The sequence below is a fragment of the Mesorhizobium sp. M1A.F.Ca.IN.022.07.1.1 genome (assembly GCF_003997575.1).
GTDB lineage: Bacteria > Pseudomonadota > Alphaproteobacteria > Rhizobiales > Rhizobiaceae > Mesorhizobium.
Genome location: NZ_RZST01000139.1, coordinates 1 through 13,881 on the forward strand (window position 1 = coordinate 1; position 13,881 = coordinate 13,881).

Below are 13,881 nucleotides of genomic sequence, written 5' to 3' on the forward strand. Positions count from 1 at the left end.
GCGCGCCCACTGGACGTTCGTCAGTTCGTACCGTTTGGCCATCCGTCGCGCTCCGAATCAGAACCCTCGGAACACAATGAATCAACGCCAAACCGCGTTGAGAATCCTGAATGTAGATTGGACCTAGTTGATCTACCCGCCAGCGGCATCAAGCCGGCCATTCAGCCCTCTGCACATTGTCCGTAAGGGCAATGCTTCGACGAAGGGCCCGCTGCGCCAAGGCCCGCCGGCCCAAAAGGTCCGGGCGCGCAGCAACGTTTTGCACATCAGCTAGTCGGCTCTGGAATTTCAACCGGAAATCGAGCATGATGCGGCTTGGTATTGGCGTTGGATGCTTCGCGCTCCCATGAAATACCGGAGGACGGGACATGGCCATCGCGCTTGTACTCGTTTTGATCGTCGTGGGCTCGGTGTTGTTCCACTTCCTGAGCCCATGGTGGTGGACGCCGATTGCCTCGAACTGGGACTATATCGACCACACCATCATCATCAGCTTCTGGATCACCGGCGTCGTTTTTGCCGCCGTTGTTCTCTTCATGGCGTATTGCGTGTTCCGCTTTCGCCATCGCGAAGGCAATCGCGCGGTATACGAACCGGAGAACAAGCGTCTCGAATGGTGGTTGACGATCGTCACTGCGATCGGCGTCACCGCCTTGCTCGTTCCCGGCCTGTTCGTCTGGAGCCGCTTCGTCAACGTGCCGAGCGATGCGACCGAAATCGAGGTCGTTGCTCAGCAATGGCAGTGGAGCTATCGCCTGCCAGGCAAGGACGGCAAGCTCGGCACTTCGGACACCCGTGAAGTAGCCGCTGAGAACCCGCTAGGCATCGCCCCAAAGGATCCCAACGGCCAGGACGACGTCGTGGTCGAGGCGGCGGACCTGCACTTGCCGGTCGGCAAACCGGTCAAGATGCTGCTGCGTTCGATCGACGTGCTGCATGATTTCTACATCCCGGAATTCCGCGCCAAGATGGACATGATCCCGGGATCGGTCACCTATTTCTGGTTCACTCCAACAAGGACCGGAACCTTCCAGGTCCTGTGCGCCGAGCTCTGCGGCCAGGGACATCCGCTGATGCATGGCATGGTGATGGTCGACACCGAGCAGGATTACCTGACCTGGCTCGGGCAGCAGCAGACTTTTGCGCAACTGTCGGCGCCTCAGCAAACGGGCTCGGCGAACCCGCTGCCAGGAAAGACAATGGCGTCCGCTTTGGACGTCGGGGCAAAAGTCGAAACTGTCGAGGCCCGCTGAACAGGGAGGTGCTCCCATGGTCGACGTCACACCCGCAGATGCCGTTCCCCCCGCCGAAGTCGGGGAAATGGAACTGTACCATCCGCACAGTTGGTGGACGAAATACGTCTTCTCGCAGGACGCCAAGGTCATAGCGATCCAGTATTCGGCAACGGCAACGGCGATCGGCTTTGTAGCGCTGTTCCTGTCCTGGCTGATGCGCCTGCAGCTCGGCTTCCCCGGCACGTTCGATTTCATTACTCCGGAGGCCTACTACCAGTTCATCACCATGCACGGCATGATCATGGTGATCTACCTGCTCACCGCACTCTTCCTCGGCGGCTTCGGCAACTATCTCATCCCGCTGATGGTCGGCGCCCGCGACATGGTCTTCCCCTATGTCAACATGCTGAGCTACTGGGTCTACCTGTTGGCGGTGCTCGTTCTCGTCGCAAGCTTCTTTGCGCCCGGCGGACCGACCGGCGCCGGCTGGACGCTCTACCCGCCGCAGGCGATCATGACCGGCACGCCGGGTGGCCAGGACTGGGGCATCATCCTGATGCTCTCTTCGCTCATCCTGTTCATCATCGGCTTCACCATGGGTGGCTTGAACTATGTTGTGACGGTGCTGCAGGGCCGCACGCGGGGTATGACCTTGATGCGCCTGCCGCTCACCGTATGGGGCATCTTCACCGCCACCGTCATGGCTCTGCTCGCCTTCCCGGCGCTGTTCGTTGCTTGTGTGATGATGCTGCTCGACCGCGCGCTCGGCACCTCCTTCTTCATGCCGGCGATCGTCGAGATGGGCCAACAGTTGCAGCACAGTGGCGGCAGCCCGATCCTGTTTCAGCATCTGTTCTGGTTCTTCGGCCATCCGGAAGTCTACATCGTGGCCCTGCCGGCCTTCGGCATCGTGTCCGACCTCATCAGCACGCACGCGCGCAAGAACATCTTCGGCTACCGAATGATGGTCTGGGCGATCATCGCCATCGGCGCGCTGAGCTTCGTGGTCTGGGCGCACCACATGTATGTCAGCGGCATGCACCCCTATTTCGGCTTCTTCTTCGCCACGACGACGTTGATCATAGCCGTTCCGACCGCCATCAAGGTCTATAACTGGGTGCTGACCCTGTGGCGCGGCGACATCCATCTCTCGATACCAATGCTTTTCGCGCTCGCCTTCATCGTCACCTTCGTCAATGGCGGTTTGACGGGGCTGTTCCTCGGCAATGTCGTCGTCGACGTTCCCCTGTCGGACACGATGTTCGTCGTTGCCCATTTCCACATGGTGATGGGTGTCGCCCCGATCCTGGTGATCTTCGGCGCGATCTATCACTGGTATCCGAAGGTCACCGGACGGATGCTGGACGAGGCGCTCGGCCAGTTTCACTTCTGGGTCACCTTCCTCGGCGCCTACCTGATCTTCTTCCCCATGCACTATATCGGCCTGATTGGTGTACCGCGCCGCTACGCCGAACTGACCGACATGACGATCATGACGGAGTCGGCCCATCATCTGAATTCGTTCATCAGCATCATGGCCTTCTTAGTCGGCTTCGCCCAGATGGTGTTCCTGTTCAACCTGATCTGGAGCATCCGTCACGGCCGTGAGGCCGGCGGCAATCCGTGGCGGGCAACGACGCTCGAGTGGCAGACGCCGCAGACGCCGCCGGCGCACGGCAATTTCGGCAAGGAACTGCCGATCGTCTATCGTTGGGCCTATGACTACAGCGTGCCGGGCGCGAAGGAGGATTTCATTCCGCAGAACGTGCCGGGCTCCTTCATCCCATCGAGGGAGCCGGCATGAGCGTCATCCTGGTCTTCCTGCTGGTGATCGCCGGCTTTGCCGGATGGTGGCTTTCGCACCAGCGGCTGACCGCGAAGCCGTGGCTCGAGCAAGGCTTGGCCGGGGATTTCGTCGGTCTCGAGCGATCGCCCCTGCCCACCGCCAAGATCGGCCTCGGTGTCTTCCTCGCGGTTGTCGGCTGTCTGTTTTCGCTGTTCACCAGCGCCTATTTCATGCGCATGGGTCTGCCGGACTGGCGGCCTCTGCCGCTGCCGCGCCTGCTCTGGCTGAACACCGGCGTGCTGGTGCTGAGCAGCGTCGCGCTGCAATGCGCCGTGATCGCGGCGCGCAGAGGCCAGACGGACATGGTCAGGCTCGGTCTTGCGACGGCCGGGCTGACCGCCCTCGCCTTCCTCATCGGCCAACTGATCGCGTGGCGGCAGCTGACCGATGACGGCTACCTGCTGGACTCCAATCCGGCCAACAGCTTCTTCTATCTGATCACCGCCATGCACGGCCTGCACATACTGGGCGGGCTGGTCGGCCTTGGCAGGACGAGCATCGGCGCCTGGACGGGCGCCCGGCCGCAGCGGCTTCGCCTCGGGATCGAGCTCTGCGCGATGTACTGGCATTTCCTGTTTTTCGTCTGGCTCGGCATCTTCGCCGTCCTGGCCGGCTGGGCGGCGACATTCGTGAGCATTTGCCAACGGCTGCTGACCTAGGAGACTGGCGATGGCCGAGACGACACTGACGGATAGCAGCCAGTTGGATCGCCCCCAGGGCTGGCGCGGGATTGCCGCCGACTGGGCCTCGGATCAGCGCGCGTTCAAGAACGTGTCCTGGGGCAAGGCCATGATGTGGATCTTCCTGCTCAGCGACACCTTCATCTTCGGCTGCTTCCTGCTCTCCTACATGACCGCCCGCATGTCGACGCGCGTGCCGTGGCCCAACCCAAGCAAGGTCTTCGCGCTGCACATCGGCGGGTCGGAGGTCCCGCTGATCCTGATCGCCATCATGACCTTCGTGCTGATCTCCAGCAGCGGCACCATGGCCATGGCGGTCAATTTCGGCTACCGCCGCGAGCGCCGCAAAACCGCGATCCTGATGCTTTTGACCGCCGCGCTCGGCGCAACCTTCGTCGGCATGCAAGCCTTCGAATGGACCAAGCTCATCACCGAAGGAGTGCGGCCCTGGGGCAATCCCTGGGGAGCCGCGCAATTCGGCTCATGCTTTTTCATGATCACCGGCTTCCACGGCACGCACGTCACCATCGGAGTCATCTTCCTGATCATCGTGGCGCGAAAAGTCTGGCGCGGCGATTACGACATCGGGCGTCCAGGGTTTTTCACCAGTCGCCGGGGCCACTACGAGAATGTCGAGATCATGGGACTCTACTGGCACTTCGTCGACCTGGTCTGGGTGTTCATCTTCGCCTTCTTCTATCTTTGGTGAGAGGCAGGCTTTGCTGAGAGGACGAAATGGCTGAAGCAACCGCAAACGGTCTCGGACAACAGGCACTGCACTCCACCCACGATGCGGCGACCGCCGGCAAGTCGGACACGCATCAGGAACACCCGATCAGGCTCTATCTGGTGGTCTGGGTGTGGCTGTTCATTCTCAGCGCGTGCTCCTATATGGTCGACTATTTCGGCCTGCACGGCTATCTCAGATGGTCGCTGATCCTGATCTTCATGATGCTCAAGGCAGGACTGATCGTGGCCGTCTTCATGCACATGGCCTGGGAACGGTTGGCGATGATGTATGCGATCATCCTGCCGCCGATATTGGTGCTGGTCTTCGTGGCGATGATGGTCTTCGAGGCCGACTATACGCTGCTGACCCGTATCGCGTTTTTCGGGCCCGGCCCCTGACGCGCGGTTTGGATAAACCGCAGCCTAATCAGCCCGAAATGGCCGGTGCCTCGAAACAACCGGCGGTTTGGTTTTGATATGCGTCGTGAACTCAAGCAAAGGACGCGGAAAATGACGATAGCGAACAGACTGAGGAATTTCATAGACGGCAAGGGAATCCCCTACGACACCGTCGCGCATCATCGGACTGCAACCAGCAGGCAGGCCGCCATTGCCGCCCACGTGCCCGGCAGCATGATGGCCAAGTCCGTGGTCGTTCACCACGAGCTCGGCTATGCGCTGGCCGTGGTCCCAAGCACCCACAGGATCGAACTCGCCAAGCTCCAGGACGTCATGGACAAGCGCCTCGGGCTCGCTTCCGAGGACGAGGTGGTCTCGCTCTTCGATGATTGCGATATCGGCGCCGTACCGCCGATCGGCGCGGCCTATGACGTGCCGGTCATTTTGGACGAAAGCCTCGGCGATGCCGCCGATATCTATTTCGAGGGCGGCGACCACAAGACCCTTGTGCATGTCAGCGGCAAGGATTTCCGCGACCTGACCACAGGCGCGCGTCGGGGACGCTTCAGCCACCCGGCCCTGTGAGACACCGGCACTCCCGCCCGTGCTCGACAGGGTTTGCTAGTTCGCCGGTCTTGGGGCGGCGGCCGGCGCTTCCACGACCTTACGATACACGTGCCAGGTGGCATGGCCGAGGACTGGCAGCACAACCGCCAGCCCCGCGAACACCGGCAGCGAACCGACGATCAGCCCAACGGCGACGATCAGTCCCCAGACGGCCATTACGATGGGGTTCGCCAGCACTACACGTACCGAAGTGTGAATGGCTTCGTAGGCGCCGACATCGCGATCAAGCAGCAGCGGAAAAGCCACCACGGTGGTGCACAACACGACCACGGCGAAGACGAATCCGATGGCGTGACCCAGCACGATCAGGGTCCAACCGCGCCCGGTGGCGAATATCTCAGCGATGAAACTGGACAGCGATGCCGGGGGCGCGGGACCGAACAGCTGCTCGTAGAAGATTTTGGCGGTCAAAAGCCACGCTATGAAGATCGCGAACAGCATGATCCCGACCGCGGCGATGGCCGGCAGCGCCGGGGAGTTCCTGACCTCGAAGGCATGGCGCCAGGATGCATCGAGCCCGGCTTCCCGTCTGCGGCTGATCTCGTAAAGACCGATCGCCGCGAATGGGCCGATCAGCGCAAAACCGGACACCAGCGGAAACAGCAGTGGCAGCGCGTTCGCTCCCGATGTCCAGGTAGCAAGCACCACGCCGACGAGCGGATAGATCATGCACAGAAACACGATATGCGAGGGTTTCACCATGAAATCGTCGACACCGCGCCTGAGCGCGTCGAAAAGATCGGAAAGGCTGATCTTTCTCACTCTGGTATGCTCGAGCGTTTCGCTAGCGCCTGCAATGACGTGAAAGCTTGCCATGACCATTCCTCCAGACCAGGGTCCGGCAAGGTCGCGGATTCGCGGTGCTACCGCTCTGCATGGTTGGCCACGCAAAACCGCGACCTGCACCGGCAGCCAACATACTCCATTGCGCCCGATTTGTCTCTTTTCATTGGAACGAGGGTGCGGTGGCCGGCCAGAGCTCCACGCTGGTTCGAGAGGTTTTTTTGCGGTATTCTTATACAACTACAACGCAGTGCCTCCGGTACGCGCAAAGGAGGCTGGATCACTTTGATTGGCCCGTGATCCTTTCCCGATTTCCGGGTCATGCGCCTGGTCGAAGGCGAACGTCATGGACACGCGAACGCTTCTCATACTCGGCCTTGGCATAGCCATTCTGTTGGTGCTGGGATTTTTTGCGCTGCCTGCATGACGGCGCCGGCGGCCACACTTCAGCAGCGTCATGCCGGCCGCCTTCGGTCGGGGCGAGCCGGCGCCACCGAAAGGGGCCTGGAAGGGCCCGCTTACTTCGAAAACTGTTTCAGGTAAGCGATGACGTTGGCTACGTCCTGATCGTTCTTGAGGCCGGGAAACACCATCTTCGTCCCTTTGATCATGCCCCTGGGGTCTTGAAGATACTTCGTCAGCGTGGGCTCATCCCATTTGATGCCGGATTTTCCGGCCTCGATCATAGCAGGGGAAAAAGTGAAACCGGGATGCGTGCCCGCCGTGCGCCCGATGACGCCGTGCAGAGATGGGCCGACCTTGTTCTGGTCCTGGTCTGCAATGTGGCAGACCTTGCACTTGGTGAAGACCTTCTCGCCTGCGGCTGCATCCTGCGCCCGCGAAGGGCTTGCAATGAAGATCGTGGCCGCCGAGGCGATGAAAAGTGCGATTGCGCGCATGGCATTCCTCCCTGATCGATCGTCATCTGCGCCGGACGATGCGCACCACGCCAGCTGCGCTGGGGCGGCCTGCACGGTACAGCGGAATATCCGTGGTCCCACCAATGGAATTGCGGCATCTACATACCACAGTATCAATCCAATGGGTAGAAACGGCAATTTGTGCGAAGGTGCACGTCGCCCAAGCTGCGCAGCGGTTCTGGCAGAACGACATGCATCAAAACACGGACCTAAAGCGCGTCGCCTGAGTCCGGCTCCTCGCGACGCGCCTTAGGCCGTGTGCTGAGAGTCACGGCGGATCGGTATTGCAGCTTGCAGCCATCTGTCCGATCGCCTCGGACAGTCCGGCGAGTTCGAAGTCGGCCTCGCCGCGTCCCGACAGCAGGCCGAAACGCCATGACAGCAACAGCCGGCTCGCCGAAACCAGCCGCTTGATGCCATCGGCTCCGTCCCTGACCAGCATTTTACCGCGTGGGCCGACAGACCAGCTTTCATCGAACTTGCCGCCGCCATCGACCATGACCGACATGGTGATCTTGCGGCTGGCGGAGACTGAATCGTTGAGTTGCAGCCATTCGCTCCAACGCGGTTCGCCGCCCGGTCGACAAGCCAGCGTCAGCACCGGACTGTAGCCCAGCGCGCCGCCGCCGGTGATCAGCTTGTTGGTGGCGTATAGCGACGCAGTGACCTGGCCGTCGTTGCCGGCGTCGACGCGCCAGTTGCCGAGATCGGGTCCGGCCTCTGCCACACCGGCCGCGGCAAGCAAGAGCGCCGCGGTAACGACCACGCCCCTCATCGTGAATGCCACACCCACCGACGCCTCCAAACGACCCTGCGCAATGTGATATCGAGCAGATAATCATCAATGTTCGGTATCGCCAGCAGCGTGCATTCATCTGAAGCGGGTGGTGTTGCCCCGCAGCAACAACAGAGAACATGAACGAAAAAGGCCGCCTCGTGGGCGGCCTTTCGAAATCAGCTTATCGCCGGGTTTACTCGGCGTCCTTGGCGGCCTTCTTCTTCGGCGCGGCCTTCTTCTTGGGCTCTTCCGCCTCACCGGCTGCTTCGCCGGCCTTGGCCTCGGCTTTCTTGGAGGAAGCCTTCTTCGCCGGCTTCGCCTTGCTGGCGCTCTCGGCCTCCTCGTCGTCCGCCATCAGCTCTTCCTTGCTGACCTTCACGTCCTCGACCGAAATCTGGCCCAGCAAATAGTCGACGACCTTTTCCTCGAACATCGGCGCGCGGAGCGAATTGATCGCCTCGGGGTTGCTGCGGTAGAACTCGAAAGCTTCCTGCTGCTGGTTGGCCGGGAAGCGGCGAACCTGCTCGAACAGGCCGCGCTGCAGTTCATCGTCCGACACGGTGACCCCGGCCTTCTCGCCGATCTCGGCAAGAACCAAGCCGAGACGCACGCGACGTTCGGCCAGGCGCATATATTCGGCGCGCGCCTCTTCCTCCGTCGTTTCTTCGTCGGCAAAGGTACGGCCGGCGGCTTCGAGGTCGCGGTTGACCTGCGCCCAGATGTTGTTGAACTCGGCCTCGACGAGCTTCGACGGCGCCTCGAAGGAATAGGCGGCATCGAGCTGGTCGAGGAGCTGGCGCTTCACCTTCTGGCGGGTCATGGAACCGAACTGGTTCTCGATCTGGCCGCGCACGATCTCGCGCAGGCGCTCCAGCGATTCCAGGCCAAGGTTCTTGGCCGTCTCGTCATTGATCTCGAGCGCGCCCGGCTTGGCCACTTCCTTGACTGTGACGTCGAAGGTGGCTTCCTTGCCGGCCAGATGCGCTGCCTGGTAGTTCTCCGGGAAGGTCACCGTGACCTGCTTCTCATCGCCCGGCTTGGTGCCGACCAGTTGGTCCTCGAAGCCCGGGATGAACTCTTTCGAGCCCAGGACCAGCGGCTGGTCGGTGCCGGCGCCGCCGGCGAACGCCTCGCCGCCGATCTTGCCGACATAATCGATGCTCACGCGATCGCCTTCGGCGGCCTTGCCCTCCTTGGGCTCGTAGCTGCGAGCCGATTCAGCGACCCGCTTCACCTGGTCGTCGACCTCCGATTCCGGCACGTCGTAAACCTGACGCGTCACCTTGATGTCGGAGAAATCCTTGACCTCGATGGCCGGGATGACCTCGTAATTGAGGCGGAACTCGAAGTCGGCGCCGCCGGCCAGGATCTTCTCCGCCTCCTTCTCGTCCTCGGTCATGATGACTTCAGGCTGCATGGCGGCCTTTTCGCCGCGGCCCGAGATGATCGAGCGGGTCGAGTCGTTGAGGATCTCGTTGACCACCTCGGCCATGAACGACTTGCCGTACATCTTGCGCAGGTGCTGCACCGGCACCTTGCCCGGGCGGAAACCGTTGATCCGCACCTTGCCGCGGGCGTCGTTCAGCCGCGCCATCAGCTTGGCTTCCATGTCACCGGCCGGCACGGTGATCTTGATCTCGCGCTTGAGACCGGAGTTGAGCGTTTCGGTGACCTGCATCCTAAAACCTTTGTTTTCACCAACGAGGCTGCCAAACGGTCCTTAGCCGTTTACAGCCTGCCGGTATATTCTTGCCGGAAATGGCTTTGGTACGGAACCTGGTGATTTGACCGCCAATGCGGCTCAAACTCTCCTGAACTGCGCTTCCAAAATGTGAAGAAGTCTTTGTTTTTCCTACTTCTTCTTACATTCGGCAGAAGCGGATAGTCGCGTCCCCGTCACATTCGACACGCCTTTTGTCACAGGCTAGGCTAATTTTCAACCATCTTCGCGATTACGAGAATGACGGTGACTTGGAACCCGACATTGACAGAATGATGGCTACATGGGATTGCCGGGGAACGCGGATGTGGCGGAATTGGTAGACGCCCTGGATTTAGGTTCCAGTGCCGAAAGGCGTGGGGGTTCGAGTCCCTTCATCCGCACCACCCTTCGCCTTGGCGAGCTTCTGGTGTAGGTCACCCTATGGTCGTCAGAGCGAAGCGTGTCCCCGAACCTTTGCAAGGAAGGACCGGAGCCATCAACTTCTGGCGGCGCACGCAAGGCTCGAGCAGACAATCCGCTTTTTCGTGTGCAATTCCCTTGAAATAGCGCGTCAACAGGTTCTTAGTCGCAGCAACAGGCAGGTTGGGGCTCTGTCAGGTTGTGCGCCTAGTTTCTCTGGTTCTGGCGGTTGGGTCGGCTGTCGCGGCAGCGACATGTCACGTTGAGGCCTTGGAGTACACTTCGGTTTCCTCTCCGGGCCAGCAGCCAATGCTTCTTGTATCCGGTGAGTTTGGCGCCAATGAACCCCTGAACGCCTTCAGCAACGCGGTTGCGAGCAGCAGGGCCAGGATGATCGTATTCAACTCCCGCGGCGGCAACGTCGGCAGTGCGATTCGCTTGGGGCGACTGATCCGCGCGGCGGGGTTGGATACTTTTCAGCTTCGCCAATTGCAGTGCGCTTCAGCCTGCTCACTGGCCTTCCTGGGCGGCGTCCACCGCGTTGCCGAACCAGGTTCCATCGGCTTTCATCGGCCGTCCCTCAAACCGGCCGACGGGATGTCAAATGAAGACGCGGAGGCCCGTTTCCAGTTCGGCACGGCCGCAATCATATCCTATGTGGTCGAGATGGGAGCGGATCCCAAGCTGATGGAATTGGCTTCGAGCTATGACAAGCATGACATACGGTACCTGTCGGCCAGCGAAATGGCAGAGTTGCGTGTGACCAATGCCGCAGCGAACCAGTCGCCAGCGGATGCATTGCAGGTATCAACGACGCCGGATCCTGCGTCCGTGTCCGCTCCTGCGCCCGACGCCAGGCAACAGCCGGAAGGCGTTGCGGTCACCTTCGTCAGGGACCTCATCGAGAATCATGGCGATAACAACGATTTCGCTCTTGCTCAGGCTCAGGCGGCCTACGCTCCCACGGTCGACTATCATGGCAAGTTGACGAACCTAAGTTCGATCATTGAGGACAAGAGGAGCTATTACCAGCGATGGCCTGGACGCGGATACAGCCTCCGCAATGACAGCCTTGCGGTCAGCGGCGCCAACGATCGCTGCAAGGTCTCAGGCATCTACGACTGGATTGTGCGCAGCCCCTCGACACACAAGCAGGAGAAAGGCGTAGCGGACTTCAGCTATACGATATCGATCGGTCCCTATCCCAAAATCATCGCCGAGACGGGCGATGTCCGGCCATAACCAGGACCGTCGTTAACGCGGACCGTCGCGCTGACGCCCAGGCCCGAACACACTAATAAAGCGGCTCCTCGAACAGCGTCTTGTCGCCGTCCATGAGCGCCTTGATCTGCGCCTTGCCATTCGCGGAGAGCGCCAGCTTGACGCCGAACGGCCGCACGCGCATGTCGTTCTGGATCGCCATCCCCTTGCCCTCCGGCAGGTAGAAACGCTCGATCCCGTATTCCGGCGTGATCGTCATCTCGGGTGAGCGCAGATCCCAGCCATCCGCTACATGCCCGACAATGTCGGCCTCATCGGAAGCGGCAGGCGCCGGCGCCTGATCGAACCATGCCGCGCTCGGCTGCCAGTAGCCGTCCACAGCCTTCTTCAACCTGACGACGATCTCGGAGTCATTGCTGGTGAACTTGCCCGGCGGAATGTTGGCGATAAGCTTCACCGGGATGCGCGAGATGTCATAGCCAAGCGAGATATAATCGCCGCGCAGAAGATCGCGCGGGTCAACGGGCTCAACCTTGAGCAGGACCTCCTTGCCGTTGCGCAGGATCGCCGCGCGTCCGGCGATGATCCAGCCCAGCAAGCCGATTTGGACAAGCGCCGTCACCAGCGCCGCGATGATCAGTCTTTTGCCGCTCATGCCGCTGCTCCTCCGGCGGGCGTCTTCATTCGTTTTTCAACGCGGATGATGACCAGCGCCAGTATTCCCAGCAGCACGGCCGCGGACAGGAAGAAGCCCGCCGTGTCGAGCATCGACTGCAAAATCACCACATAGATAATGGCGAGCTCGAAGGCAAAGCCGGCATACGCCACCCAGCGCAAGCCTCTGCTTTCACGGCCGCCGAGCATGATCGCCGCGACGATGCCGGCAAGCGCGGCTGCCGAGGCAATGGCAAAGCCGCTGTTGTAGCTCGCCTCATCGGCCAGTTCGAACTGGACCATTGCGAGGCCGGCAAGAAAGCCGATGAGCGCATGCAATGGCAGCCTGCCGCCGAGTTGCACGACGCTGTCGACGGGTTCGGCGACAAAGATCGCTGCCGCGAACAGCAGCATCGAGACGAGCACGAGCGGAATCGCGACCTGGAGCGTGTTGTGGTCGATCGCCAGCAGCAGGAGATAGAATACGATCGAAAGGATGATGACGTGCCGCGCCGCCTGGCTGCGTGTCCAGAATGAAATGGCGAACAGCACCAGCACGATAGCGGCGAAGAGATGCGGGAACTCGGCCCGGCGGAAAAATCCTCCCCATTTAAGGAACAGCCAGGCATCGGCGATGCCGACGGAGGCGACGGTGAGCGGGTTCGAGCGCAATGCGACCGCCGCCAGCGCCGTGCCGGCGCACCACGTCAGCAATGCCGAAGCCTCGTCGCCCGACAGATGATACATCTGACCGATCAGCGCGATTGACCCGCCAAAGGCCGCGGCGGCGATGATCCATAGCGCCTCACCGATCGCCGCATGGTCGCGTGTCTTCAGAACGGCGCCAGCGACATAACCGCCGAGGATGACAGCAAACAGCGCCGTCACACGCGCCAGGCGCGGAATGGCTTCCCAGTTGGCGGCGACGAAGATCAGGATCGCGGCACCGAACAGTAACGCCGCCATCATGGCCAGGATAGAGCCGAAGCTCAGCGAGGCGCGATCGTTGGCGGCAACGTCACGCGTCAATGCGTCCGCCGTCGGCGCGTCGATCAGGCCCGCCGCCCGCCAGCGGGCGATATCGGCCCTCACCTTCGTCGCATAGCCCGCCATCCGTTCCCCCGAGCTTGGCCATTTTTACTACCTCGCGCCGCAAATCGTTGACGCAACGGCATTTTCCGATTCGGTCTTCCTTATGGCGCAAGCGTGAATCGCCGTTAATGTTGCATTGCACAATTTGCATTGCTGCCATGCACCAATGGCACTTTTAAACCGATATGACCCTGCCTATTTTCCGTTCGTACACAAACGGAATGATCCGAACCAAAGACGAAACGAGCACTACCATGAACCTGATCCGCAACTACCGCAACTGGCGCCGCTACCGGGACACCGTTTCCGAGCTGAGCCGCCTGTCGAACCGTGAACTGACCGACCTCGGCATCAGCCGCAGCGACATCCACTACGTCGCTCGCAAGGCGGTCTAATCCGCTTCGGACCGCGAATGGTCCGAACCAGTTTTTGAGAAGAGCAAGACAATGGACCTGATCCGCAGCTACCGTAACTGGCGCGTTTATCGCGAGACGGTTTCTGAGCTGGGTCGGCTTTCGAACCGCCAGCTCAATGATCTCGGCATCGTTCGCGACGAGATCAAGATGATCGCCCGCAAGGCGGTTTGACAAGGAATCTCGCCAGGGTCGACCTCCTCCCCGACCCTGACGGATACGGTCAGCCTTTACCTCCTCCCGAAGGTTGACCACCGAAACGGCGCCCGCCGGACCTCCTCCCCCGGCGGGCGTTGTTCTCCGAAAGGATCCGCCCCTTCAATTGGCGGAAGGAATTTCGTCAAAGCCGACCTCCTCCCCGGCAATGACGAATATGGTCGAT

The 13,881-nt window shown here is 61.0% G+C and carries 15 protein-coding genes and 1 tRNA gene; 10 read left to right on the forward strand and 6 right to left on the reverse strand.

The annotated features are described in order from the left end of the window. The first annotated feature begins 368 nt into the window (after window positions 1-368). From EOA75_RS16885 to EOA75_RS16910, 6 genes are all read left to right on the forward strand, one after another. Window positions 369-1,253 (forward strand): cytochrome c oxidase subunit II, encoded by an 885-nt coding sequence (locus EOA75_RS16885; RefSeq protein ID WP_067000063.1) that lies wholly within the window; start codon window positions 369-371, stop codon window positions 1,251-1,253. Between the two features lie 16 nt (window positions 1,254-1,269). Next, on the forward strand, window positions 1,270-3,039 hold the full coding sequence (locus EOA75_RS16890) for a cbb3-type cytochrome c oxidase subunit I (protein WP_095801847.1): 1,770 nt from the start codon (window positions 1,270-1,272) through the stop codon (window positions 3,037-3,039). After that, on the forward strand, window positions 3,036-3,740 hold the full coding sequence (locus EOA75_RS16895) for a cytochrome c oxidase subunit 3 (protein ID WP_127324698.1): 705 nt from the start codon (window positions 3,036-3,038) through the stop codon (window positions 3,738-3,740). Before EOA75_RS16890 ends, EOA75_RS16895 begins: the two co-directional genes overlap by 4 nt. Before the next feature lie 10 nt (window positions 3,741-3,750). Continuing rightward, on the forward strand, window positions 3,751-4,470 hold the full coding sequence (locus EOA75_RS16900; RefSeq protein WP_127324699.1) for a heme-copper oxidase subunit III family protein: 720 nt from the start codon (window positions 3,751-3,753) through the stop codon (window positions 4,468-4,470). Window positions 4,471-4,496: 26 nt separating this feature from the next. Continuing rightward, on the forward strand, window positions 4,497-4,889 hold the full coding sequence (locus EOA75_RS16905; protein WP_082953928.1) for a cytochrome C oxidase subunit IV family protein: 393 nt from the start codon (window positions 4,497-4,499) through the stop codon (window positions 4,887-4,889). 111 nt (window positions 4,890-5,000) lie between these two features. Then, window positions 5,001-5,474, forward strand: coding sequence for an aminoacyl-tRNA deacylase (locus EOA75_RS16910; protein ID WP_127324700.1), 474 nt, complete (start codon window positions 5,001-5,003; stop codon window positions 5,472-5,474). 36 nt (window positions 5,475-5,510) lie between these two features. Here the strand turns inward: EOA75_RS16910 and EOA75_RS16915 are convergent, their stop codons facing one another. From EOA75_RS16915 to tig, 4 genes are all read right to left on the reverse strand, one after another. Beyond that, the gene (locus EOA75_RS16915; RefSeq protein WP_127324701.1) at window positions 5,511-6,332 is read right to left on the reverse strand and encodes a DUF2189 domain-containing protein; all 822 of its coding nucleotides are present in this window, start codon (window positions 6,330-6,332) and stop codon (window positions 5,511-5,513) included. Between the two features lie 485 nt (window positions 6,333-6,817). Further along, window positions 6,818-7,198 carry a cytochrome c family protein gene (locus EOA75_RS16920; protein ID WP_067000047.1) on the reverse strand — a complete coding sequence of 127 codons (381 nt, stop codon included), beginning with the start codon at window positions 7,196-7,198 and terminating at the stop codon, window positions 6,818-6,820. Window positions 7,199-7,487: 289 nt separating this feature from the next. Then, window positions 7,488-7,994, reverse strand: coding sequence for a hypothetical protein (locus EOA75_RS16930; RefSeq protein ID WP_067000878.1), 507 nt, complete (start codon window positions 7,992-7,994; stop codon window positions 7,488-7,490). A 196-nt stretch (window positions 7,995-8,190) separates the two neighbouring features. After that, the gene (gene tig, locus EOA75_RS16935; RefSeq protein ID WP_127324703.1) at window positions 8,191-9,675 is read right to left on the reverse strand and encodes a trigger factor; all 1,485 of its coding nucleotides are present in this window, start codon (window positions 9,673-9,675) and stop codon (window positions 8,191-8,193) included. Window positions 9,676-10,018: 343 nt separating this feature from the next. Between tig and EOA75_RS16940 the strand changes: the two genes are divergently transcribed. Next, window positions 10,019-10,103 (forward strand) — tRNA-Leu (locus EOA75_RS16940). Window positions 10,104-10,428: 325 nt separating this feature from the next. Next, on the forward strand, window positions 10,429-11,361 hold the full coding sequence (locus tag EOA75_RS16945; RefSeq protein ID WP_127324704.1) for a hypothetical protein: 933 nt from the start codon (window positions 10,429-10,431) through the stop codon (window positions 11,359-11,361). A gap of 52 nt (window positions 11,362-11,413) precedes the next feature. Here EOA75_RS16945 and EOA75_RS16950 read toward each other — a convergent pair whose 3' ends face one another. Together EOA75_RS16950 and EOA75_RS16955 are read right to left on the reverse strand one after the other, a co-directional pair. After that, window positions 11,414-11,995, reverse strand: coding sequence for a GDYXXLXY domain-containing protein (locus EOA75_RS16950; RefSeq protein ID WP_095825602.1), 582 nt, complete (start codon window positions 11,993-11,995; stop codon window positions 11,414-11,416). Beyond that, on the reverse strand, window positions 11,992-13,107 hold the full coding sequence (locus EOA75_RS16955) for a DUF2157 domain-containing protein (RefSeq protein WP_127324705.1): 1,116 nt from the start codon (window positions 13,105-13,107) through the stop codon (window positions 11,992-11,994). Before EOA75_RS16955 ends, EOA75_RS16950 begins: the two co-directional genes overlap by 4 nt. A gap of 233 nt (window positions 13,108-13,340) precedes the next feature. On the opposite strand from EOA75_RS16955, the gene EOA75_RS16960 reads away from it, so the two are divergent. Next, complete coding sequence (locus EOA75_RS16960; RefSeq protein WP_006335194.1) at window positions 13,341-13,481, forward strand: DUF1127 domain-containing protein; 141 nt, start codon at window positions 13,341-13,343, stop codon at window positions 13,479-13,481. 51 nt (window positions 13,482-13,532) lie between these two features. Then, complete coding sequence (locus tag EOA75_RS16965; protein WP_127245636.1) at window positions 13,533-13,673, forward strand: DUF1127 domain-containing protein; 141 nt, start codon at window positions 13,533-13,535, stop codon at window positions 13,671-13,673. Window positions 13,674-13,881 lie beyond the last annotated feature (208 nt).

Bases quoted from the DNA above. Each gene is read 5' to 3' on its own strand.
- EOA75_RS16885 (WP_067000063.1), top strand. From the start codon at position 369: ATGGCCATCGCGCTTGTACTCGTTTTGATCGTCGTGGGCTCGGTGTTG.
- EOA75_RS16890 (WP_095801847.1), top strand. From the start codon at position 1,270: ATGGTCGACGTCACACCCGCAGATGCCGTTCCCCCCGCCGAAGTCGGG.
- EOA75_RS16895 (WP_127324698.1), top strand. From the start codon at position 3,036: ATGAGCGTCATCCTGGTCTTCCTGCTGGTGATCGCCGGCTTTGCCGGA.
- EOA75_RS16900 (WP_127324699.1), top strand. From the start codon at position 3,751: ATGGCCGAGACGACACTGACGGATAGCAGCCAGTTGGATCGCCCCCAG.
- EOA75_RS16905 (WP_082953928.1), top strand. From the start codon at position 4,497: ATGGCTGAAGCAACCGCAAACGGTCTCGGACAACAGGCACTGCACTCC.
- EOA75_RS16910 (WP_127324700.1), top strand. From the start codon at position 5,001: ATGACGATAGCGAACAGACTGAGGAATTTCATAGACGGCAAGGGAATC.
- EOA75_RS16915 (WP_127324701.1), bottom strand. From the start codon at position 6,332: ATGGCAAGCTTTCACGTCATTGCAGGCGCTAGCGAAACGCTCGAGCAT.
- EOA75_RS16920 (WP_067000047.1), bottom strand. From the start codon at position 7,198: ATGCGCGCAATCGCACTTTTCATCGCCTCGGCGGCCACGATCTTCATT.
- EOA75_RS16930 (WP_067000878.1), bottom strand. From the start codon at position 7,994: ATGAGGGGCGTGGTCGTTACCGCGGCGCTCTTGCTTGCCGCGGCCGGT.
- tig (WP_127324703.1), bottom strand. From the start codon at position 9,675: ATGCAGGTCACCGAAACGCTCAACTCCGGTCTCAAGCGCGAGATCAAG.
- EOA75_RS16945 (WP_127324704.1), top strand. From the start codon at position 10,429: ATGCTTCTTGTATCCGGTGAGTTTGGCGCCAATGAACCCCTGAACGCC.
- EOA75_RS16950 (WP_095825602.1), bottom strand. From the start codon at position 11,995: ATGAGCGGCAAAAGACTGATCATCGCGGCGCTGGTGACGGCGCTTGTC.
- EOA75_RS16955 (WP_127324705.1), bottom strand. From the start codon at position 13,107: ATGGCGGGCTATGCGACGAAGGTGAGGGCCGATATCGCCCGCTGGCGG.
- EOA75_RS16960 (WP_006335194.1), top strand. From the start codon at position 13,341: ATGAACCTGATCCGCAACTACCGCAACTGGCGCCGCTACCGGGACACC.
- EOA75_RS16965 (WP_127245636.1), top strand. From the start codon at position 13,533: ATGGACCTGATCCGCAGCTACCGTAACTGGCGCGTTTATCGCGAGACG.